Annotated in this window: 19 protein-coding genes; 7 read left to right on the top strand and 12 right to left on the bottom strand. The window is 71.5% G+C overall.

Annotated features, from left to right (window positions below; genetic code table 11):
• Window positions 1-395: 395 nt before the first annotated feature.
• From ACO0M4_RS26210 to ACO0M4_RS26190, 5 genes are all read left to right on the top strand, one after another.
• Window positions 396-1,190 (top strand): DUF4383 domain-containing protein, encoded by a 795-nt coding sequence (locus ACO0M4_RS26210; protein ID WP_430373939.1) that lies wholly within the window; start codon window positions 396-398, stop codon window positions 1,188-1,190.
• A 218-nt stretch (window positions 1,191-1,408) separates the two neighbouring features.
• On the top strand, window positions 1,409-2,113 hold the full coding sequence (locus tag ACO0M4_RS26205; RefSeq protein ID WP_430373357.1) for a FadR/GntR family transcriptional regulator: 705 nt from the start codon (window positions 1,409-1,411) through the stop codon (window positions 2,111-2,113).
• Between the two features lie 124 nt (window positions 2,114-2,237).
• Entirely contained in the window at window positions 2,238-3,386 is a 1,149-nt protein-coding gene (gene dgoD, locus ACO0M4_RS26200; RefSeq protein ID WP_430373938.1) for a galactonate dehydratase, read from the top strand.
• 170 nt (window positions 3,387-3,556) lie between these two features.
• Entirely contained in the window at window positions 3,557-4,576 is a 1,020-nt protein-coding gene (locus tag ACO0M4_RS26195) for a sugar kinase (RefSeq protein ID WP_430373356.1), read from the top strand.
• Window positions 4,577-4,640: 64 nt separating this feature from the next.
• Window positions 4,641-4,901: an FmdB family zinc ribbon protein gene (locus ACO0M4_RS26190; protein WP_430373355.1), complete on the top strand. Its 261-nt coding sequence runs from the start codon at window positions 4,641-4,643 to the stop codon at window positions 4,899-4,901.
• A gap of 20 nt (window positions 4,902-4,921) precedes the next feature.
• Here ACO0M4_RS26190 and ACO0M4_RS26185 read toward each other — a convergent pair whose 3' ends face one another.
• The 4 genes from ACO0M4_RS26185 to ACO0M4_RS26170 all read right to left on the bottom strand — a co-directional run bounded on the left by ACO0M4_RS26185 (window position 4,922) and on the right by ACO0M4_RS26170 (window position 10,156).
• Window positions 4,922-5,581 carry an O-methyltransferase gene (locus tag ACO0M4_RS26185; protein ID WP_430373354.1) on the bottom strand — a complete coding sequence of 220 codons (660 nt, stop codon included), beginning with the start codon at window positions 5,579-5,581 and terminating at the stop codon, window positions 4,922-4,924.
• 52 nt (window positions 5,582-5,633) lie between these two features.
• Entirely contained in the window at window positions 5,634-6,461 is an 828-nt protein-coding gene (locus ACO0M4_RS26180; RefSeq protein ID WP_430373353.1) for an HAD family hydrolase, read from the bottom strand.
• Window positions 6,461-8,914, bottom strand: a complete 2,454-nt coding sequence (locus ACO0M4_RS26175; protein ID WP_430373352.1) for a phosphoribosyltransferase — start codon at window positions 8,912-8,914, stop codon at window positions 6,461-6,463. Before ACO0M4_RS26175 ends, ACO0M4_RS26180 begins: the two co-directional genes overlap by 1 nt.
• A 69-nt stretch (window positions 8,915-8,983) precedes the next feature.
• On the bottom strand, window positions 8,984-10,156 hold the full coding sequence (locus tag ACO0M4_RS26170) for an HpcH/HpaI aldolase/citrate lyase family protein (RefSeq protein ID WP_430373351.1): 1,173 nt from the start codon (window positions 10,154-10,156) through the stop codon (window positions 8,984-8,986).
• Between the two features lie 218 nt (window positions 10,157-10,374).
• Here ACO0M4_RS26170 and ACO0M4_RS26165 point away from each other — a divergent pair, with 218 nt between their 5' ends.
• Complete coding sequence (locus ACO0M4_RS26165) at window positions 10,375-11,565, top strand: TerD family protein (RefSeq protein ID WP_430373350.1); 1,191 nt, start codon at window positions 10,375-10,377, stop codon at window positions 11,563-11,565.
• Window positions 11,566-11,609: 44 nt separating this feature from the next.
• Here the strand turns inward: ACO0M4_RS26165 and ACO0M4_RS26160 are convergent, their stop codons facing one another.
• The 6 genes from ACO0M4_RS26160 to ACO0M4_RS26135 all read right to left on the bottom strand — a co-directional run bounded on the left by ACO0M4_RS26160 (window position 11,610) and on the right by ACO0M4_RS26135 (window position 16,298).
• Window positions 11,610-12,347, bottom strand: a complete 738-nt coding sequence (locus ACO0M4_RS26160) for a TerD family protein (protein ID WP_430373937.1) — start codon at window positions 12,345-12,347, stop codon at window positions 11,610-11,612.
• 100 nt (window positions 12,348-12,447) lie between these two features.
• Entirely contained in the window at window positions 12,448-13,584 is a 1,137-nt protein-coding gene (locus ACO0M4_RS26155; protein ID WP_430373349.1) for a DUF475 domain-containing protein, read from the bottom strand.
• A 253-nt stretch (window positions 13,585-13,837) separates the two neighbouring features.
• Window positions 13,838-14,413, bottom strand: a complete 576-nt coding sequence (locus tag ACO0M4_RS26150) for a TerD family protein (RefSeq protein ID WP_430373348.1) — start codon at window positions 14,411-14,413, stop codon at window positions 13,838-13,840.
• A gap of 115 nt (window positions 14,414-14,528) precedes the next feature.
• Complete coding sequence (locus ACO0M4_RS26145) at window positions 14,529-15,104, bottom strand: TerD family protein (protein ID WP_390023474.1); 576 nt, start codon at window positions 15,102-15,104, stop codon at window positions 14,529-14,531.
• 161 nt (window positions 15,105-15,265) lie between these two features.
• Complete coding sequence (locus tag ACO0M4_RS26140; RefSeq protein ID WP_430373347.1) at window positions 15,266-15,724, bottom strand: peroxiredoxin; 459 nt, start codon at window positions 15,722-15,724, stop codon at window positions 15,266-15,268.
• 151 nt (window positions 15,725-15,875) lie between these two features.
• Window positions 15,876-16,298 (bottom strand): DUF3052 domain-containing protein, encoded by a 423-nt coding sequence (locus ACO0M4_RS26135; RefSeq protein WP_430373346.1) that lies wholly within the window; start codon window positions 16,296-16,298, stop codon window positions 15,876-15,878.
• Between the two features lie 517 nt (window positions 16,299-16,815).
• Between ACO0M4_RS26135 and aceE the strand changes: the two genes are divergently transcribed.
• The gene (aceE, locus tag ACO0M4_RS26130) at window positions 16,816-19,563 is read left to right on the top strand and encodes a pyruvate dehydrogenase (acetyl-transferring), homodimeric type (protein ID WP_430373345.1); all 2,748 of its coding nucleotides are present in this window, start codon (window positions 16,816-16,818) and stop codon (window positions 19,561-19,563) included.
• 98 nt (window positions 19,564-19,661) lie between these two features.
• On the opposite strand, the gene ACO0M4_RS26125 is transcribed toward aceE, so the two are convergent.
• Together ACO0M4_RS26125 and ACO0M4_RS26120 are read right to left on the bottom strand one after the other, a co-directional pair.
• A complete protein-coding gene (locus ACO0M4_RS26125; RefSeq protein ID WP_430373344.1) occupies window positions 19,662-20,093 on the bottom strand; it encodes a peptidase inhibitor family I36 protein in 432 nt (143 codons plus the stop codon).
• Between the two features lie 590 nt (window positions 20,094-20,683).
• A complete protein-coding gene (locus ACO0M4_RS26120; protein WP_430373343.1) occupies window positions 20,684-22,285 on the bottom strand; it encodes an MFS transporter in 1,602 nt (533 codons plus the stop codon).
• Window positions 22,286-22,368: the final 83 nt, after the last annotated feature.

Raw genomic sequence — 22,368 nt, 5'->3', positions numbered from 1 at the left:
TGGGGCGTCGACCCCCTTAGGGCTGTGGGCCCCCGTAGGACGGTACGGCCGTGGGGCCGGCAGTACGGCCGTGGGGCGGTACGGCCGAGGGACCGTACGGGGGCAGGCAGTACCGCCGTGGGCCCGGGTCCGGGGGCCGGTAGTCGGTGGTCGGGCCCGGCTCCCTCCCGCGATGGCTTCACCCGGCCCCACCGCTCACGCGCACCCCGCCATTCCCCCACCCCTCCCCCAACCACTCCCGCACACCTCGCCACTCCCCCACCCCACTGCCCCACTGCCCGCAATGGCATGAAATGCCCCCGTGGCGGATGCTGGAGTTCTGGAGTGAGTACGGCCCAGGCGGCTCGTCTGTGCGAAGGAGGCCGGATATGGCTGCTACCGGTGCACCTGGTCAGGTGCTGCACAAGCCCGCGAACCCCCTCCGCCGGTTCAAGCGGCGGCGCACCCAGATCAACGAACACCTGCCCGTGGATCACCGGCTGAGCCAGGTCTACCGCATCGGCGCGGGCGTGATGGGGCTGGTGCTGCTCGCGTTCGGCATCCTCGGCCTGACCCACAACATCGGGTTCTTCGACACCGGCGGTTCGACCGCGGCCGGGCTGAACACCAACGGTGCGCTGAGCGTGCTCTCGATCGTCGTCGGTGCGCTGCTCTTCGCCGGGATGGTGATCGGCGGGAATTTCGCCTCCACCCTCAACATCGTGCTCGGCGGGCTGTTCCTGCTGAGCGGTTTCGTGAACCTCGGGCTGCTACAGACCGACTCCAACTTCCTCGCCTTCAAGATCCAGAACGTGCTCTTCAGCTTCGTGGTGGGGCTGTTGCTGCTGGTGTTCGGGATGTACGGGCGGGTCAGCGGCGGTCTTTCGCACGACAACCCCTACTGGCGCGCCCGGCACCCGGAGGAGGCCGAGCGCTTCGAGCGCGGGGAGCTGCACCCGGTGTCCGGGATGACGGCCGGGCGGCAGTCGGCGCGGGTGCGGATGCAGGGCGCCTGGCACGGTGGGCTCGGCTCGCTCGGTCCCGGCACCAGCGTCACCGGCCCGCACCCCCGGCACACCGGCGCGCACGCCGAAGCGGGTACGGGTACGGGGACGGGCCCAGGGACGGGTACGGGTACGAGGACGATGAGCGCGGAGAAGGGCGCGGGCCCCGGCGGAGCGCCTCCGGCCGGCAGCTCCGAGGAGTTGTGACGCGCGGGAGGAGTCGTGACGAGCGGGGGCGCACCGAGCGGTAGGGAGTGGTGAGCCGGACGGCAGGGCGGCAGGACGGCAGGGCGTGCCGAGGTGGGGTCGTGTGCTCGGTGCGCCCTGACGGCTGCGGGGCGGCGGCGCACCACGGTCGGGGTGCCGGGGCGCGGGTATAAGGAGTACGGGGGCAGCACGGGAGTACCGGGTACCTGGGAGCGACCATGGGGCAGTTGGGGAATCCCACCTCGTACGCGGGTCACGGGCGGCACGGAGCGGCTGTCGAGGCGCTCGCCAAGCGGATCTGCGAGGGCGGTTACGGCGAGGGGGACGTCCTCGCCGTGCCGGAGCTGGTGGCGGAACTGGACGTCAGTCAGACCGTGCTGCGCGAGGCGGTGAAGGTGCTGACCGCCAAGGGGCTGCTCGCCACCCGTCAGAACCACGGCACCTACGTCCGCCCCCGTGAGGAGTGGAACCTCCTCGACTCCGACGTGTTGCGCTGGAAGCTGGCGGCCGGTGCCTCGTCCGACTTCTTCGCCGACGTGCTCGAACTCCGCCGGTCCATCGAGCCGGCGGCCTCCGCCCTGGCCGCGGAGCGCCGTACCGACGACGACCTCGAAGCCCTCAGCGCCGCACTGAGCGCGATGTCCGCGACCGAGGACGATCCCGTGCTGCTGATCCGCGCCGACGCCTCCTTCCACACCGCGATGCTGCTCGCCTCCAACAACCGCTTCTACGCGCAGATGCACCGGGTGATCGTGCCCGTGATCATCCAGCGCGGCCGGGAGGTGTACGCCTCCGGCGGCGCCTTTGCGCATCCGCACGCCGTGCACGCGGCGGTGGCCGAGGCCGTCCGGGACCGGGACGTGGACGGGGCGTACATGGCGATGCTGGAACTGCTCGACAAGTCGGCGCGCGAGCATCCGTAGGGCGGGGCGGGGGCAGGGCCGGTCGGGGAGGGGCCGGGGCCGCCGGGCGCGGGTAGGGGGAGGGGTGGACGCCGCTCGACGGACACCGCGACGGAAGGACGGTCCCCGCGCCATGGCCGACTCCCTGAAGATCACCCGCATCGAGACCTTCCTCGCCCCGCCGCGCTGGCTGTTCGTCCGGGTGGAGACCGACCAGGGTGTGGTGGGCTGGGGCGAGCCGGTGGTCGAGGGGCGGGCCGAGCCGGTCCGGGCGGCGGTGGCAGTGCTGGCGGAATACCTGCTCGGGCAGGACCCGGCGCGCATCGAGGACCACTGGCAGGTGCTGACCAAGGGGGGCTTCTACCGCGGCGGGCCGGTGCTCTCCTCCGCCGTCGCCGGCCTGGACCAGGCGCTGTGGGACATCAAGGGGAAGCACTGCGGGCTCCCCGTCCACCAACTGCTGGGCGGACCGGTCCGCGACCGGGTGCGGGCCTACGCCTGGGTCGGCGGCGACGAGCCGGCGGAGATCCGGGACGCGCTGGCCGAGCAGGTCGAGGCGGGCTTCACCGCCGTCAAGATGAACGGCTGCGGGCGGATGTCCCCGCTGGCCACCCGCGCCGAGGTGCGCGCCTGCCTGCGGCGCGCCGAGACCGCCCGTGAAGTCCTCGGCGACGAACGGGACTTCGCCCTCGATTTCCATGGCCGCGCCTCCCCTTCCACTGCCCGCCGGCTGCTGCCGCTGCTGGCGGAACACGCGCCGATGTTCGTCGAGGAGCCCGTCCTCCCCGACCACCTACAGGCCCTCCCCGGCCTCGTCGACGCGTCCGGCATTCCGCTCGCACTCGGTGAACGTCTCTACACCCGCCGTGAATTCCTGGCTCCGCTCCAGGCCGGGGTCGCGGTCGTGCAGCCCGACGTCTCGCACGCCGGCGGGATCTCCGAGCTACGCCGGATCGCCGCCCTGGCGGAGACCTACGGGGCCCATCTCGCCCCGCACTGCCCGCTCGGCCCGGTCGCCCTCGCCGCCAGCCTCCAAGTGGCCTTCACCACCCCGAACTTCCTCATCCAGGAGCAGTCCCTGGGCATCCACTACCACCAGGACGCCGAACTGCTGGACTACGTCGTCGATGCCGCGCCGTTCCGCTTCGACCGCGGCGCACTGCTGCGGACCGACCGCCCGGGACTCGGGGTGGAGGTGGACGAAGCGGCGGTCCGCGCGGCGGACGCGGCGGGCGGGCACACCTGGCGGAACCCGGTCTGGCGGTACGAGGACGGCGCGTTCGCCGAATGGTGACGGATCCAAGCCGAATGGTGACGGATCCAAAACGGCGACGAGACCCCACCGGCGACGGCGGGGCAACACGGGCCGCGGACGCACCACATGGCAGAAGCACCACCGCATGGCGCGAGTACCGCATGGCAGGGTGGCGCGCACGCGCCATTCGCACGACCCAGGGGGGACAGATGGACGCCACCGCACAGGACGGCACGGGCATACCGGCCGGCACCGGGGCACCAGCCGCACCCGCCCGCCCCGACGTGCTCACCTTCGGCGAGACCATGGTGGCGCTGCGCGGCAGCGGCCCCCTGAAGCTCGGCGGCACGCTACGGGTCTCGGTCGCCGGCGCGGAGAGCAACGTCGCGATCGGCCTGGCCCGGCTCGGCCACCGCGTCCACTGGACCGGCACGGTCGGCGCGGACGAGGCGGGGGAACTGGTGCTGCGGACGCTGCGGGCCGAGGGCGTCGAGGTGTCCGGCGCCACCGGCGATCCGGCCGCGCCCACCGGCCTGATCCTCTTCGAGCCGCGGCTGCCGGAGGTCACCCGGGTGCACTACTACCGCACCGGCTCGGCCGGCTCCCGGCCCGCGGCGGCCGCCGTCGACCGGGCCTTCGCCGCCGCCCCGCCGCGCGTACTGCACCTGACCGGCATCACCCCGGCGTTGGGCCCGGTGGCCCGCGCGACGGCCGGGCACGCGCTCCGCCTGGCCCGCCGGCACGCCACGCTCGTCTGCCTGGACGTCAACTTCCGCGCCCGGCTGTGGACTGCCGCCGAGGCCACCGAGGTGCTGCGGGACTGGCTCCCCTTCGTGGACGTGCTGATCGCCTCCGACGACGAGCTGTCGCTGTGCCTGCCCGGACCGGCCGGCGGCACCGACGAGGACGCGGCCCGGCTGCTGGCCCTGGGGGTCCGCGAGGTGGTGGTGACGCACGGCGCGGACGGCGCGACGGCCTACGCCGGGGACGGTGGTCCCCGCCACCAACCCGCCGTCCCGGTCCGGGCGGTGGACCCGGTGGGCGCCGGCGACGCCTTCACCGCGGGCTACCTCTCGGCGCTGCTGGACGGCGCGGACCTCACCGGGCGGCTGGCGCGGGCGGCCACCACCGGCGCGTTCGCGGCCGCCTCCGTAGGCGACTGGGAGGGCGCGCCGACCCGCGCGGAGCTGGACCTGCTGGGCGCGCCGCCGGGCACCGTGGTGCGCTGAGCGGGGGCGCGGCGGGGGCCCGTCCGGTGGGTCGGGCCGGGCGGGCAGGCCCTAATCTGTGGCCATGCCCCGTTACGAATACCGCTGCCGCCCCTGCGGGACCACCTTCGAGCTGAACCGGCCGATGGCCGAGTCGTCCGCCCCGGCCTCCTGCCCGGAGGGCCACCAGGACACCGTGAAGCTGCTCTCCACCGTCGCCGTAATGGGGTCTCCCCTGGTCGAACGGAGCCGAGAGCTTGGGGAAGGGACCGCGTCCACCCCCGGCCCGTCGGCCGCCCCGCGCGGCGGGGGCGGCGGCTGCTGCGGGGGCGGCTGCTGCGGCTGACCGCGGCCCCGGCCCGCCGGCTACCGTTTGCGGGCCAGCGTCACCCCGTCCGCCACGGTGAGCAGCACCGCCTCCATCCGCGCGTCCTCCAGGACGTGGTCGTTGAACTCCCGGATCGCCAGGGCCGGTCCGGTCGCCGCGGGGTCGGTGACGTCACCGTGGTACAGGACGTTGTCGGCGACGAGCAGGCCACCAGGCCGCAGCCGCGGCACCAGTTCCTCCCAGTAGGCGATGTAGCCGCCCTTGTCGGCGTCGAGGTAGACCAGGTCGATGTGCGGCTCGGCCGGCATCCCCCTCAGGGTCTCCAGCGCGGGGGCGATCCGCAGCCGGATCCGGTCCGCGACCCCGGCCTTCGCCCAGGCTTCCCGGCCGTAGGCGGTCCACTCCTCGGAGACGTCGCAGGCGGTCAGCGTTCCGCCGGCGGGCAGCGCGCGGGCCATGGCGAGGGTGGCGAAGCCGGTGAACGTGCCCACCTCGACCACATGCCGGGCCCCGGTCAGGCGGACCAGGAAGGCCAGTAGCGACGCCTGCTCGGGCGCCGAGAGCATCCCCGCCGCCTCGGGGAACCGTTCGCGGGTGCGCTCCGCGAGGTCCTGAAGTGCGGGGTCCAGCGGGGGGTTGTGCGCCAACACGTAGTCGTACAGCTCCGGTGTGAGCGGGGCGCTCTTGGGCTCGGCCACGGACTCTCCTCCCAGTCGCCGGCAGCCTATTGCCGGCGACTGGGCCGCGTCATCAGACGCGCCCCGGTTCCGTGGCGCCGGCCAGGAAGGCGCGGGCGATCACCTCGCCGGCGGCCACCCCCCGCTCGCGGAGCGCGGTGACGTGCGGGGCCCGCCAGCCGGTGTCGGCCAGTTCGCCGTGGCCCGGCCGCCAGCCGCGGTCCGCGGCCAGCAGCAGGTCGGTGTCGAGCAACGAGTCACCGGCCGCGAGGAGCCCGGTGGCGCCGGTGCGGCGGGCCACCTCGGCGACCGCGGCGCTCTTGGTGAGCGGCTTGGGGACGGCGTAGATCTTGCGGCCCTGGAGGGAGACCGTCCAGCCGCGCGGCTCCGCCCATGCGGCCAGGTCCTTCACCCAGGTCTCCGGCAGCAGTGACCGCTCCACGACGAGGTAGGCGAAGAGGTCCTCGGCGGTGCGTTCCGAGCGCAGCCAGGCCGGGTCGGCGGTGCGGACCAGGTGCGCGCGGAGCTCGGCGAGCGGTGCGCACTGGGCGGCGAGCCGGGCGGCGACGGTGCGCTGCCAGTCCGGGTCGGACTCGCCCCGGACCAGCAGGTGGCCGCCGTTGGCGCAGACCGCGAACTCCGGTGGCGGGCCGGGGAGGTGGATGCGCTGGTACTGCGCGCGGGTGCGGGTGGTGGCCGGTACGAAGGTGGTGCGGCCGGCCAGTTCGGTGAGCAGCGCGGCGGCCGTCTCGGTCATATAGGAGAGCGGCCGGCCCTCGTAGACCTCGACGCAGAGCAGCCGGGGGGCCGCCGCGTCCGGCACGGACAGGTACAGCGCGGCGGACGAGTAGATCAGGGTGCGGTCGAGGTCGCTGGCGACCAGCGGTGCGGGGGTGGTCATCAGGAGGCCACCGCCTTTCCGTCCGCGCCGGTGGCCCCGCGGGTGAAGCGGGGGTGGATCAACCCGACGCAGGTGTAGGGGAGTTCGTCGACCTCTTCGACGGGCACGCCGCGTTGCTCGGCCAGCAGTCGGACGTGGTCGAGGTCGCTGCCGGCGCCGCGCCGGGCGAGGATCCGCCAGGGGACCCGGCGGAGCAGGACCCGGGTGGTCTCGCCGACGCCGGGTTTGACGAGGTTGATGTCGTGGATGCCGTACTCCACGCTGATCCGCTCGACGGCCGCCCAGCCCGCCCAGGTCGGGGTGCGGTCGGTGGCGGCCAGTTCCCGTACGTCGGCGGCGACGGTGTCGGCGACCGCGTCGAAGCGGGCGGCGACGGTGTCCAGGAACGTCGCCGAGAGGTCGCCGCCGGCCAGTTCGCGGTAGAACTTGGCGCCGTGGAAGTCGTCCGGTCCGACCAGGTCGGCGCGGAGCACGGTGCGCGAGATCAGTCCGGAGACGGTGGAGTTCAGGCAGGCGGACGGGATGAGGAAGTCGTCGCGGGTGCCGTAGGTCTCGACGCAGCCGCCGGGGTCGGCGAGCACCGCGATCCGCGGGTCGAAGTCGGGGAACTCGGTGAGCCCCGCCAGCGTCCCGGCGAGTTCGCGGGTGATGGCGCCCTTGCCCGTCCAGCCGTCCACGAAGACCACGTCCGCCGGGTCGTGGTGGGCGGCGAGCCAGCGCAGGGCGGTGGTGTCGATGCCCCGGCCGCGGACGATGGAGACGGCGTAGTGCGGCAGGTCCAGGCCGTGGGCGTACGCGGCCCAGCGGCGCATCAGGATGCCGACGGGGGTGCCGGCCCGGGCCAGCGAGACCAGAACGGGGCGGGGGCTCCGTTCGGCGAGGACGGTCTCGGTGACGGTCCCGACGGCGCGGGCGATCCGGTCGGCGGAGGTGCGCAGCGCGGCGTGGAACAGCTCCTGGTACCCCTCGCTGGGCTGGTACTCGACCGGCAGCGACTCCGCGTAGTGGGCGCCGCCGCGCTGGATCGCCTCCTCGCGCTCCTCGGTGGGCGCCTCCAACGTGACGTCGGACAGGTCCTGGAGCAGCCAGCCGACCTCGTCGGGGGCGTAGGAGGAGAAGGCGGGGCCGCGCAGCGGGCCGGGGAGCGCGCCGCGCGGGGTGTGGGCGGGGACGACGGCCAGCAGCAGCCGGTCGGTGTGGGCGGCGAGCCGGTCCAAGAGGCCGCCGGGGGCGTGGAGTTCAGGGCGGTCGCCGGCGGAGTCGACGACCGCGACGACGGCGTCAAAGCGGCGCTCCGGGTCGCTTCCGGGCGCGACGTTGTACGCGTAGCGCTCCCCCGGTCCGTCCGCGGGGTGGTCGTGGGCGGGGAACGCCAGCCGGGTGCGGATGGCGTAGCCGGGGTCGTCCACGGCGAGCACCGGGGAGCGGGTGGTGGTCGAGAAGCGGACCGTCCCGCCGGTCCCGGCGACCCGCGCGTCCAGGGCGCCGGCCAGGCGCAGCGGGGCGTACATCAGCTCCTCGTTGCCGAGGACAAGGATGCGGCGGGCGTCGCCCAGGTGCGCCGCGATCCGGGCGGCCATGGCGGGCAGTCGTTCCTCCAGGAGCGCGCGGTGGGCGGGGGTGAAGCCGTGCCGTCCGCCGTCGGGCAGCCCGGTGGGCCAGCCGAGGTCGATGCGTACCGCTTCCGGGCGCGGGGCCGCGCCGTTCACGGGGGACGTGGGCGGCTCCTCGTGGGCGGCAACCAGTTCCCGGCCGCGGTCCAGGACGTCGTCGGGCAGTTGGACGCCGCCGCTGGCCAGGGCGACCAGGTCGACGCGGGCGCCCAGGTCGGCGGCGAACTCCGCGAGCCGCCCGCGGTCCGCTGCGGAGCGCATGTCCACCAGGGCGACGACGACGTACCGCTTCCGCGGGTGGCGGGCGTGCAGCGCCGCAATGGTGTTCAGGACCGTGCGCCCGGTGGAGAACTCGTCGTCGACCAGGACCAGGGGGCCGTCGCCGGCGAGCAGGGTGCGGTCCTCGGGGAGCAGCAGGTGCGCGGTGGCGTGGCTGTGCTCCTCCTCGAAGCCGGCGGCGTGCGGCACACCGGGGACCGGGCGGCGGGTGGAGTGCAGGTACGGCGCGAGCGCCAGCCCGTCGGCGACCGAGTGGCCTAGCCCGGTGGCGGTTTCGGCGTATCCGAGGACGACGGCACGGGCGGCGTCCGCGTCACCGAGCAGTGCGCGCACCCGGCGGCCCAGCCCGACGCCGGCGCCGTGCACCACGTCCGGGCGCTGCGGTACGTGCTTGCCGAGCACGTTGGAGACCAGCAGATGGGCCCGCTTGGGGTTGCGCCGGAGCGCCAGCCCGAGCAGTTCCGGCAGCTCGTCCCCGCCGCTCAGCGCGACGCCGAGCCGTCCGGCGACCCACTCTCCCGTCCACACCACGTGCCGTGTCTCCTCCGTCGTCGTGTCCATGCCGTCGTTCATGCCAGTGCTCTTGCCGTCGTTCTCGCGGTGGTCGGGGTTCCTGTCGGGCCGTCGTGCTCAGGCCGGTTGGAGGCTCGCGGTGAGCAGTTCCACGAAGCCGATGTCCTCGCGGGCCACGCCGAACGCCTCGGCGCGCAGCAGCGTCCGCTCGGCCCAGGCCCGGTGCGGCTTCACCTCGTTCATCTTGTTGGTGTAAGCGGAACGCAGCACTCCGCCATCGTCGCGCTCCGGCCGCAGGATGTCGGTGGCGTCGCTGTACTCCTCGTGGCTGACGACGGACAGGGCGTGCACCGGGGCGACGTGCGAGGGGTGGATGCAGGTCTTGCCCGTCAGGCCGTTGGCGCGGTCGAGTTCGATCTCGCGCAGCAGGCCGTCCATGTCGTGCTCGATCAGGGTGGTGCGCAGTTCCTCGGCCTGCCCCAGGAACGGGCTGCGGCGCAGCTGCGGCTTGAACATCCGCTCGTGCAGCCGGAAGTACTCCCACACCGGGCCGGTGATGGTGAAGCCGGTGCCGTCCGCGCGGCCGAGGACGTTGACCACGTCGGCGATCACCGAGGCGACGATCTGCACGTCGTACGCCGTCATGTCGGGGGCCCGGCGCAGGCCGTAGGCGGAGCAGAAGTCGGTGACGCCGAGGCGCAGCGCGAGCACCCGGTCGCGGTGGGCCTCGACGGTACGGGCGATGCCCGCCAGGGTGGCGGCGCGGCTCTCCAGGTGGAGCAGTTGCGGGGATTCCAGCACCGGCATCGCGAACAGCCGCCGCCCGCAGGCGGATTCGGCGAGGGCCAGCGCCTCCAGGAAGAGCTGGCCGCTCTCTGCGGTGAACTTGGGAAGTACGAATCCGGACAGCCTGCGCACGGCTGGTCCCATCCGGCGCACCAGGTCCGGCATTTGGGCCGGTTCGCGGACGCGGACGAAGAGCAGCGGGAGGTCCTCGCCACGGTCGGCCGCCTCGTCGAGCAGGCCGAGCTGCCGGACGAGGTTCTCCTCGCCGGCCGCCACGTCGCCGTCGCCTATGGAGTCTTCGAGGCAGAGCACCATGGACGTGACGCCGCGGGCGGCCTGCTTGAGAACGTCGGCGGCGAGGCGGGGACGGGTGGCGGGGCTGTAGAGCGTGGCACCGAGGGCGGCTGCGAGCGTGCGGGCCGGGGAGTCGGCGGTGAATTCCACCGGCTCCTTATGGAACAGGGTCTTCCGGATGTCGGGCGCAAGATGCCCAAAGTGACGCATACAACTCCCCGTATAGAAGCGGGACCCGGGCACCCCCGCTGCATCTCGGTGTCTGGATCCAGCCGGTAATCGTACGTGCGCGGGGGTCCGGAAAGTTCCCGGGCAGACGAAATTCTCGCCGCCGTCCGGCCACCCCGACGCGGCCACCAGGTGTCCGGGAAGCACCGGGCCCGGCCCCCGCGTTGTGGCCGCCACCGCGGGGAAGGCAGGATTGCGGCATGACGCACGCGATGCTGAAGGGGTCGAACGTACCCCTCGACGCCACGGCCGTCCGGGCCGTCCTGCGCTGGACGCCGGGCACCGGCGTCCCCGACGTCGACGCCTCGGCCCTGCTGGTGGGACCGGACGGGCACGTGCGCTCCGACGAGGACTTCGTCTTCTACAACCAGCCGCGACACCCCAGCGGCCTGGTCCGGCACCTGCCCAAGGCCCGCCTGACCGATGCCCTGACCGACACCATCGAGGCGGAGCTGACGCCGCTGGACACCTCGGTGGCGCGGGTGGTGCTCGCCGCCTCCTCGGACGGCGGCCCGTTCGGCGGGGTGACGGACCTACGGGTGCTGCTGTACGACGCGGCGGCGGACGGCGCGGAGCCGCTGGCGGTCTTCGACGTGGTGCCCGAGACGGGCGAGGAGACCGCGCTGATCTGCGGTGAGCTGTACCGGCGCGGGGACAGCTGGAAGTTCCGTGCGCTCGGCCAGGGTTACGAGAGCGGACTGGTCGGCCTGGCCACCGAATTCGGCATCTCGGTGGACGAGAACGACGCGTCCACCAGTCGGACGGCCCGCAAGCCCCCCGCGCCCCCGGAGGCGGGGGACGGGGAGCCGCCGGCCGCCGACTCCCCGTCCCCCGAGGCGTCCACCGCGGACCCGCAGGGCGAGGACCCCACCACGGCCGTCGAACGCCCAGCGGCCGGCGCGCCGACCCCCGCCCCGCCCGGCCCGGCCCCGTCCGGCCCGGTCTCCCCGCCGCCCGGCGCCTGGCCCGAGGAGGCCACCGCCCCGCCGACCGGCGCTCCGCAGTCGGACCCGGCGGCGGTCACCCAGCACGTACCGGACCGGATGCCGGAACCGTTCTCCGCCGCTCCGCTCCCCCCCACCCCCACCGGCGGCTACGGCTACCCGGCCAACGTCCCGCCCCCGCCGATGCAGCCCCCGGCCCAGCCCGCGGGCCCTGCGTCCGAGGGCATGTTCGGCAGCCGAGGCGAAGCGCAGCACAGCGGCTACCCGGGCCCGCCGCCGCAACAGCCGCCCTACCCGCCCCAGCAGCCGCCCACCTACGGCTATCCACAGCAGCCGCAGCCCGCCCCGGCGTACGGCTACCCGGCGCCGCCGCAGCAGCCGCAACCCTTCATGCCCGACCCGGCGTTCGTCCTGCCGCCCCAGGGGCCGCAGTTCCAGCGCCGCTGACGCACCGGAAACGGCCGGGGTGCCGGGCGGGCCCGCCCGGTTGCTCAGACCTTCGACTTGTAGCCGCGGCCCCATTGGAGGCCCCAGCCGTACAGCCGGTCCAGCTCGGCCTGGAAGCCGTAGACGTACTTCACCTCGCGGCGCACCGACAGGCCGTCCTTGCCGTTCTCCAGCATGAAGATGGCGCAGGAACGGGCCTGCGGCGCCCGCTCGTCCAGCTTGACCTCGACCCGCGGCCCGGTGCTCGGGTAGAGCGTCACCACCGCGTGCGTGCGGTCGAACGCCGGGGTCCCGTCGTAGATGTAGACGAAGATCAGCAGCCGCTTGATCTCGTCGCGGTGGTCCAGGTTGATGTACAGCGTCTCACCGGACCCGGAACCGAACCGGTCGTCGCCGCTGAGCTTGACGAACGGCGGGGCGTTGAGGTCGCCGAGGAAGTCGCCCAGCGGCTGCACCACGCCCTTGCTGCCGTCCGTGAGCTCGTACATACAGGCCAGATCGAGATCCACGTTGACCACGGCCGGGCCCTGCGCCTGCACGATCTCGGGCCGGAACAGCTTGCCCGGGTTGCGCAGCAGACTGCCGGAGCGCTGCCCACCCCGCTCGCCGAAGTCCGAGGTCCGCATCTGCCAGCTCAGATTGACCCGCAGATGGCCGCTGGCCGCCCCCTGCTTCGTCAGCGAGACGACCGGATTCCGCTTCGTCAGCTCGACGACGTACGACGCGCCACCGCCGTCGAACTTCGGCGCGTTGCCACGCCACAAGTTCTCCAGGAACGACACTTTGCCCACCCCCTCGTTTGTGGCCCCTACCCAGTGCGGGGCGGCCGTGGGTGTGTCCCCGTGGCCGCCCCGCAGAAAGCGTTCCTCATTCAGGGGCCCGTCACACTCCGGACGACACTTCCGACTGCGCCGATGACGCCTCGCCCGGCTTGCCCTCGCGCCGGTTGCGCAGCACCGACGAACCGAAGGAGAGCGCGATCAGGACGACGCCGACCAGGCCGGTGATGACCTCGTTGATCTCGTACCGGATCGTGACCAGCAGGATGACGCCCAGCGCGCCGATGGCGTAGTGCGCCCCGTGCTCCAGGTAGACGTAGTCGTCCAGGGTCCCCTTGCGGACCAGGAAGACGGTCAGCGAGCGGATGTACATCGCGCCGATGCCCAGACCCAGTGCCATCTCGAAGATGTCGTTGGTGATGGCGAACGCGCCGATGACACCGTCGAAGGAGAACGAGGCGTCGATGACCTCCAGGTAGAGGAACATGAAGAACGCCGCCTTGCCGGCCAGGCCCACCGCGGCGCCGGCCCCGCTGCCCTTCTTCTGCACCGCGGCCCCGGCGCCGTCCTCGCCGTCCTCCTCGCCGTCCTCCAGCCGACCCTCGAAGTAGCCGGAGATACCGCCGACGACGAGGTAGGTGACCAGGCCCGCGATGCCGGCCAACAGGACCGTGGTGGTCTTGTCACCGGCGCCGTGCGCGGCATGCGGCGCCACCGTCACGGCGCTCACCAGCAGGACGACCAGGGCGACGACGACGGAGAGGGTGTCGAGCTTGCCGATCCGGGCGAGCGGCTTCTCGATCCACGACAGCCACGTGTAGTCGCGGTCCTCAAAAATGAAGTCGAGGAAGATCATCAGCAGGAAGATGCCACCGAAGGCCGCGATGGCCGGGTGGGCGCTGGTGACCAGCTCCTCGTAGTGCGCCTTGTTGTTGATGGCGAGCTGGACCGCCTCGATCGGCCCCATCTTCGCGGTGATCGCGACGATGACGACCGGGAAGACCAGCCGCATGCCGAACACCGCGATGAGGATGCCGACGGTGAGGAAGATCTTCTGCCAGAAGGCGTTCATCTTGCGCAGGATGCCCGCGTTGATGACCGCGTTGTCGAAGGACAGCGAGATCTCCAGGATGGACAGGATCCCGACGATCGCGAGCCCCTGCCACCCCCAGAGGACGCCGGCCAGGCCGAGGCCGAGCACCGTGATGGCGAACGACCAGCCAAAGGTTTTCAGGAGCACTGCCTACCCAATCCTTCGCTGTGTGGGTCCCCCGCGCGCAGTGCGCGGCGCTTTGCAAAACGTTGACCCGAAGTCTAGAGCGCGCACTTCCCGGCCGGGGCGGTCGGCCCCCACCCGGCCGGAGAGCCGCAGGTCGGGGACCGCGCTCCCACTCTTCGCGGACGGCAGCCCGATAGTGCCGCCCGCCGCGCCTGGCCCGCGGCGGACGACACACGTTCCGACACCGCCGACGACCGGGCGGTGTCGTAACGGCTTATGAAACGTTGACCCCGAAGTCCAGGGCGATGCCCCGCAGGCCGGACGCGTACCCCTGGCCCACGGCCCGGAACTTCCATTCGCCGTTGCGGCGGTAGACCTCTCCGAAGATCATCGCGGTTTCGCCGGCGGCGTCCTCGCTGAGGTCGTAGCGGGCGAGTTCGCTGCCGTCGGCCTGGTTGAGGATTCGGATGAAGGCGTTGCTGACCTGCCCGAAGCTCTGACCGCGCAGATCGGCCTCGTGGATCGAGACCGGGAAGACGATCGTCTCCACCTGCTCGGGGACCTGGGTGAGGTCGACCAGGATCGTTTCGTCGTCGCCCTCGCCCTCACCGGTGAGGTTGTCCCCGGTGTGCTCGACGGACTCCTCGGGGCTCTTGAGGTTGTTGTAGAAGACGAAGTACTCGTCCCCCAGCACCCGACCCGACCGGCACAGCAGCGCGCTGGCGTCGAGGTCGAAGGGCGCTCCAGTGGTGGACCGCGCGTCCCAGCCGAGGCCGACCGTGATCTGTGTGAGATTCGGAGCGGCCTTGGACAGGGAGACGTTGCCCCCTTTGGCGAGCGTGACGCCCATGGTGTTCGCTTCCTCCCCGGTGTCGGTGCGGGGCGCGGCGCACGCCCCGGAAACGCGCCCGGCGCCGCACTCCCCGATCGGGGCGTACGGCGCCGGACACGGTCGTGCCGTGCGGTCAGACGTTGACGCCGAAGTCCTGCGCGATGCCGCGCAGGCCGGAGGCGTAGCCCTGACCGATGGCGCGGAACTTCCACTCCGCGCCGTTGCGGTACAGCTCGCCGAAGACCATGGCGGTCTCGGTCGAGGCGTCCTCGCTCAGGTCGTAGCGCGCCAGCTCCTTGCCGTCGGCCTGGTTGACCACGCGGATGTAGGCGTTGCGGACCTGGCCGAAGCTCTGCTGGCGGGTCTCGGCGTCGTAGATCGACACCGGGAACACGATCTTGTGGACGTCGGCGGGGACGCCGACGAGGTTCACCTTGATGGCCTCGTCGTCGCCCTCGCCCTCACCGGTGGTGTTGTCACCGGTGTGCTCGACCGAACCGCACGGGCTCTTGAGGTTGTTGAAGAACACGAAGTTCTGGTCGTTGGCGACCTTGCCCTGGTCATTCGTCAGCAGGGCGCTGGCGTCCAGGTCGAAGTCCGTACCGGTGGTGGTACGCGCGTCCCAGCCCAGACCGACGAGAACGGCGGTCAGATTGGGGGCTTCCTTCGTCAGCGAGACGTTGCCGCCCTTGCTGAGGCTGACTCCCACGAGTCCTCCCGTAGATTCGAGGGGTACGTCAAGATGTGCGCCCCCATCGTGCATGGCATCGGATCAACGATTTGATCCTAGTGACCGGTTCCCGCCGAATGCAGATAACGCACATGGATCTTGACGGATGTCCGGACCCGGCCATGATCCACCGGGCAGGTCTAGAGGGCTGCGAGCGCCTTGACGTAGTCGTTGAGGTCACGGGCGTCCGGCAGGCCGTTGACGATCGTCCAGCGCACCACGCCCTCCTTGTCGATGACGAAGGTGCCACGGATCGCGCAGCCCTTCTCCTCGTCGAAGACGCCGTACGCCCGGGAGACCTCGCCGTGCGGCCAGAAGTCCGACAGCAGCGGGTACCCCAGGCCCTCCTGCTCGGCGAAGACCCGCAGCGAGAACAGGGAGTCGTTGGAGACCGCCACCAGCTGCACGTCGTCGTTGACGAACTTCGGCAGCTCGTCGCGGAGCGCGCAGAGCTCACCGGTGCACACGCCGGTGAAGGCGAACGGGTAGAAGAGCACCACGACGTTCTTCTCGCCGCGGAAGTCCGAGAGCTTCACCAGCTCGCCGTGCTGGTTCTTCAGCTCGAAATCCGGAGCCTTGGTGCCGACCTCGATCGCCATGGGACTGCTTCCTTCCCGCGTCACCCTCTACTGGACGCGACCACCCTACGTGTCCGCCCAGATGGTCGGCGCACCGCTCCTGAACTGCACCGAGCCCCTTCCGGAACGACTCCGGAAGGGGCTCGGTGAGGACGTCGGGTGGCGCGGTCGATCAGCGCTTGGGCGAGATCAGCCGGCTGCCGGTCCAGTCCTTGCCCGCGTTGATGCTCCGGGTCTGGGACAGACCCGCGGTCTGTGCGGCCTCGTTGATGTCGCTCGGCTCGATGTAGCCGTCACGGCCCGTCTTGGGCGTCAGCAGCCAGATCTGGCCGCCTTCGTCGATCAGACCGATGGCGTCCACCAGCGCGTCCGTGAGATCACCGTCGTCGTCTCGGAACCACAGGACGACGACATCAGCGACATCGTCGTAATCCTCGTCCTCGAGTTCCTGGCCGATGATGGCCTCAATGCCTTCGCGGAGCTCCTGCTCGACGTCGTCGTCGTAGCCGATCTCCTGGACCACCTGTCCGGGCTCGAACCCCAGCTTGGCCGCAGGGTTGGTCCGCTCCTCCGCGTGGTCCGCGGTCGCGCTCACGGATTGCCTCCTGTCATGTTTCGGAAAGTACTCGGGGACTCCGCGCGTGCGCGGAGCATTGGCCGTAGTCCACACGTGCCGGGCGGATCGCGCAAGTACCCGACGGTCGAGACCGCCGAAACGGTGACGATCGACGGGCATACCGCCGCGGCCCGGCCCCCACCAGGACACCATGAAGTGATACGCACCACAGCATTGTGCCGGGTATATGGGGTAGGCGGGAAGGAAAGGCCCCCGCGAAGGGTATCGGAGCCTTTCGGCTCCCCCCGCCGGCGCCGCACGGCCGCACGCCGGGGCGTTTCGAGATGCGCGTATGGTTGCGATTTGGCCGACCACAAGTATCGGCCCTTTCCGCGCCATCTCTCAGCGGGTGGTTACCCATCGGTAGAGGTGACGTATCCCAGTGGCTCGGTACACGATGGAAGACGGCGCGACACAAGGCACAAACAGCTTTCGTCCCCGTGCGCAGCGGCAATAGCAGGCAGAGCACGACACGAACCGAACACGAAGGAACAGCGTGGCTTCCGGATCCGATCGAAACCCGATCATCATTGGCGGCCTTCCCAGCCAGGTCCCGGACTTCGATCCCGAAGAGACCCAGGAATGGCTCGACTCGCTCGACGCGGCCGTCGACGAGCGAGGCCGGGAACGTGCCCGCTACCTCATGCTCCGCCTGATCGAGCGCGCCCGCGAGCGGCGTGTGGCCGTGCCCGAGATGCGGAGCACGGACTACGTCAACACCATCGCGACCAAGGACGAGCCGTTCTTCCCGGGCAACGAGGAGATCGAGCGCAAGGTCCTCAACGCGACCCGGTGGAACGCCGCCGTGATGGTCTCCCGCGCCCAGCGCCCGGGCATCGGCGTCGGCGGCCACATCGCCACCTTCGCCTCCTCCGCCTCGCTGTACGACGTGGGCTTCAACCACTTCTTCCGCGGCAAGGACGAGGGCGACGGCGGCGACCAGATCTTCTTCCAGGGCCACGCCTCCCCCGGCATCTACGCCCGCGCCTTCCTCCTGGACCGACTCACCGAGGCCCAGCTGGACGCCTTCCGCCAGGAGAAGTCCAAGGCCCCCAACGGGCTGTCCAGCTACCCGCACCCGCGGCTGATGCCGGACTTCTGGGAGTTCCCGACCGTCTCGATGGGCCTCGGCCCGCTCGGCGCGATCTACCAGGCCCGGATGAACCGCTACCTGGAGGCCCGCGGCATCGCCGACACCTCCAAGTCGCACGTCTGGGCGTTCCTCGGCGACGGCGAGATGGACGAGCCGGAGTCGCTCGGCCAGCTGTCCATCGCCGCCCGCGAGGGCCTGGACAACCTGACCTTCGTCGTCAACTGCAACCTCCAGCGGCTGGACGGCCCGGTCCGCGGCAACGGCAAGATCATGCAGGAGCTGGAGTCGCAGTTCCGCGGTGCCGGCTGGAACGTCATCAAGCTGGTCTGGGACCGCAGCTGGGACCCGCTGCTGGCGCAGGACCGCGACGGCATCCTGGTCAACAAGCTCAACAGCACCCCCGATGGCCAGTTCCAGACGTACGCCACCGAGACCGGTGCGTACATCCGCGACCACTTCTTCGGTGACGACCACCGGCTGCGTGCGATGGTCGAGAACATGACCGACGACCAGATCCTGCACCTGGGCCGTGGCGGTCACGACCACCGGAAGATCTTCGCGGCGTACGCGGCGGCCAAGGCCCACCGGGGCCAGCCGACCGTGATCCTGGCCCAGACCGTCAAGGGTTGGACGCTCGGCCCGAACTTCGAGGGCCGCAACGCCACCCACCAGATGAAGAAGCTGACGGTCGAGGACCTCAAGCGCTTCCGCGACCGGCTGCACCTGCCGATCCCGGACAAGGACCTGGAGGACGGCCTGCCGCCGTACTACCACCCGGGCCCGAAGTCCGAAGAGATCCAGTACATGCACGACCGCCGCAAGGGGCTGGGCGGCTATGTGCCGACCCGGGTCGTGCGTGCCAAGCCGCTGGAGCTGCCCGGCGACAAGGCGTACGCCACCGCCAAGAAGGGCTCGGGGCACCAGAAGATCGCCACGACCATGGCGTTCGTCCGCGTCCTGAAGGACCTGATGCGGGACAAGGAGATCGGCAAGCGCTTCGTGCCGATCGCCCCGGACGAGTACCGCACCTTCGGCATGGACGCGTTCTTCCCGTCGGCCAAGATCTACAACCCGCTGGGCCAGACCTACGAGTCGGTGGACCGCGAGCTGCTGCTGGCCTACAAGGAGTCCCCGACCGGCCAGATGCTGCACGACGGCATCACCGAGGCCGGCTGCACCGCGTCGCTGATCGCGGCGGGCTCCGCGTACGCCACCCACGGCGAGCCGCTGATCCCGGTCTACGTCTTCTACTCGATGTTCGGGTTCCAGCGGACCGGCGACCAGTTCTGGCAGATGGCCGACCAGCTCTCGCGCGGCTTCGTGCTCGGCGCGACCGCCGGCCGCACGACGCTGACCGGTGAGGGCCTGCAGCACGCCGACGGCCACTCCCAGTTGCTGGCCTCGACCAACCCGGCGTGTGTCGCCTACGACCCGGCCTACGGCTACGAGATCGCGCACATCGTCAAGGACGGTCTGCGGCGGATGTACGGCGAGACCGCCGACGGCCAGCCGGGCGAGGACGTCTTCTACTACCTGACCGTCTACAACGAGCCGATCCTGCACCCGGCGGAGCCGGAGGACGTCGACGTCGAGGGCATCCTCAAGGGTCTGCACCGGATCAAGGCGGGCGAGAAGGGCGAGCACCGGGCCCAGATCCTTGCCTCGGGCGTCGCGGTGCCGTGGGCCGTCGAGGCCCAGCAGATCCTCGCCGACGAGTGGAACGTCAAGGCCGACGTGTGGTCGGCGACGTCCTGGAACGAGCTGCGCCGCGAGGCGGTGGAGGTCGAGGAGCGCAACCTGCTCCACCCGGAGGAGGAGCAGCGCGTGCCGTACGTGACGCGCAAGCTCCAGGGTGCCGAGGGCCCGAAGGTCGCGGTCTCGGACTGGATGCGGTCCGTCCCGGACCAGATCGCGCGCTGGGTGCCGGGCACGTACCAGTCGCTGGGCGCCGACGGCTTCGGCTTCGCGGACACCCGCGGTGCCGCCCGCCGCTTCTTCCACATCGACACCCAGTCGATCGTGCTGGGCGTGCTCACCGAGCTGGCCAGGGAGGGCAAGGTCGACCGCTCGCTGCTCAAGCAGGCCATCGACCGCTACCAGCTGCTGGACGTGACGGCCGCCGACGCGGGTGAGGCCGGCGGCGACGCCTGACCTCCCCGCGGCCGTCCGCCGCACCGTCTCCCCCGCGCCCCCCGACCGGCGAAGCCCGCCGGTCAGGGGGCGCGGTGCGTCCGCCGGGGCCGGACCGTTCAGTGCTCCCACAGCTTGAACGCCCTTACCTGGTACGGGGAACGGGGCACCCAGCTGCCGCCGCCCGGGTAGGTGTCGAACTCGCCGGTCTCGGCGCAGACCGCGCTCTGGTAGGTGGTGACCGGGCGGCCGGTGCGGTTGGCGAGCGAGGCGGCGGTCATCCCCTTGGGGAGGGTCACGCAGCTCTCGATGTCGGTGCCGGACAGCTCGTAGGTCTGTCGACGGCCGCCGAAGTCCGACTTCGGCCACAGGCACAGCTGCCCGGCCGAGCAGTCACCGGACGCGGTGGCGGTGCGGCCGCGGCTGGCCGCGTGGGCGGCCGGGGTGCCCAGGAGGTACGGCGTGGCCAGCGCCGCGGCCACCGCGGCGAGGCCGGTGAGAAGTGCGGCGCTGCGGACCGTGCGGGACGTGCCGGACGTGTGGATGCGCATGAGAATCGCTCCCCCGTGTCGTGGCCGTGGTGGGCCGCGCGGGTCTTGGCGCGGGCCACGGCCGTGTTGTCCGCGGCGGGCGGGTGCCCGCAGCGGGTTCGGGTTCGAGCGTGCGGCGGAACGGGCGCGTCCGCCAAGCCCGCGGCGGCTCCTCCACCCGGATCAGGTATGGGGATAACTCACCGGTCGTGAACCGGGCTGCGGGTGAACGGAGTTGACGTGTCGTGGCCGGCGGGGGCGAAGTGCGGAAACCGTTCCTCTGGTCTACGGCAAGGGAGTTGGACGGGGCCGCGGTCCAGGAGGCGGGGACCCGGCCCGTTGGTTCCCGCCTCGGGCCATCCGAACGAGGGATACGCCTTCGGTTCGGAGGTCAACTGCGGCCTGGGCAGCGGCGATTGCCGGTGGGGGGCGGTGCTGGAGTGCAGGTTGACGGCGGATGACGACCGACGAGCCTGGCCCCGGACCCGGACCCGGCCCTGGGCCCGGGCCCGTACGCGCAACGGCGCGCGGCCGGCCGAGGGGGTGGTTCGGCCGGCCGCGCGCCGCTGGGGCGGACCGGGTGACGCCGTGGAACTCCGGGGCGGTGGTGGTCAGATGTGGCCGACGCCGGCGCCCGCCGCGGCGTTCGCACCGCGCTTGGTGAAGAGCGCGACGACGGCGGCGAGGACCGCCACGCCGCAGGCCACCGAGAACGCCAGACCCATACCGGAGACGAAGGTGTCGTGGGCGACCCCGGCGATCTTCTCGGCGAACTCCTTCGGGGTGCCCTTCGGCACCGGCGCGATGCCCGCCGAGACGGCGTCGGAGGCCAGGGCCAGCTTCTCGGGCGACAGCGGCGGGAGGCCGGCCCCCTGCCAGTTGCCCGGGAGGTCGTGGTCGACACGGGAGGCCATCACCACGCCGAGCACGGCGGTGCCGAGGCTGCCGCCGACCTGCATCGCGGCCTGCTGGAGACCGCCGGCGACACCGGAGAGCTCCAGCGGGGCGTTGCCGACGATAACCTCGGTCGCGCCGACCATGACGGGCGCGAGGCCCAGGCCGAGCAGCGCGAACCAGACGGACATCGGGCCGGTGGTGGTGTTGGCGTCCAGCCCGGACATGCCGTACATCGCGACGGCGGTGATGACCATGCCGCCGACCAGCGGGATGCGCGGGCCGAACCTGGTGATCAGCACGCCCGCGAGCGGCGAGCCGACGATCATCATGCCGGTCAGCGGGAGGAGGTGCAGTCCGCTGTCGACGGGGCTCATGCCGTGGACGTTCTGGAGGTAGAACGTCACGAAGAACAGGCCGCCCATGAAGCCGAAGGCCATCAGCACCATCAGGACCGTGCCCGCGGTCAGCGGCACGGAACGGAACATCCGCAGCGGGATCAGCGGCTCGCGGACCTTGGTCTCCACGACGGCGAAGAGCGCGAAGAGGACGACCGCGCCGATCAGGAAGCCCCAGGTCGTCATGGAGCCCCAGCCCCACTCCGTCGCCTTGATCAGCGGCCAGATGAGGCAGAACATCGCGCCGGACAGCAGCACGATGCCGGGGATGTCGAAGGAGCGGGGGGCGTTCTGCGCGCGGTGGTCCTTGAGGATCACCAGGCCGAGGACGAGGGCCAGCGCGCCGACCGGGACGTTGATGAAGAACACGGACTGCCAGCTGACGTGCTCGACGAGCAGTCCGCCGACTATCGGGCCGCCGGCGGTGGAGGCGCCGATGACCATGCCCCAGATACCCAGGGCCATGTTCAGCTTCTCGGCCGGGAAGGTGGCGCGCAGCAGGCCCAGCGCGGCGGGCATCAGCAGTGCGCCGAACAGCCCCTGGAGCACGCGGAAGACGATGACCAGCGTGACCTGGCTGGAGAAGCCGATGGCGGCGGAGGCGGCGGCGAAGCCGACGATGCCGATGAGGAAGGTCTGGCGGTGGCCGAAGCGGTCGCCGAGCTTGCCGGCCGTGATCAGCGAGACGGCCAGGGCGAGCATGTAGCCGTTGGTGATCCACTGCACGTCGGCGAGCGACGCGTTCAGATCGTCCTTGATGGCGGGGTTGGCGATGGCGACGATCGTGCCGTCGAGCGCCACCATCATCACCCCGATGGCGACGGAGAAGAGAGTCAACCAGGGATGGCCCCGCAGCCCCTTGCGAGGCTCCGGTACGGGAAGTTCCGGTGCGAGGTGGGCGACCGGGGTCTGAGAGCTCATACTTCGAGGCTAATGTCAGCTACTGACAGTTGACAAAATAATTCATGAGTCGGTAACTGTCATTTAGCTCACAGGTATCCTGA

The organism is Streptomyces sp. RGM 3693 (genome assembly GCF_050471125.1).
Lineage (GTDB): Bacteria > Actinomycetota > Actinomycetes > Streptomycetales > Streptomycetaceae > Streptomyces.
The sequence above is the reverse complement of the archived record's forward strand: the minus strand, read 5'-3'. Positions and strand labels throughout refer to the sequence as shown.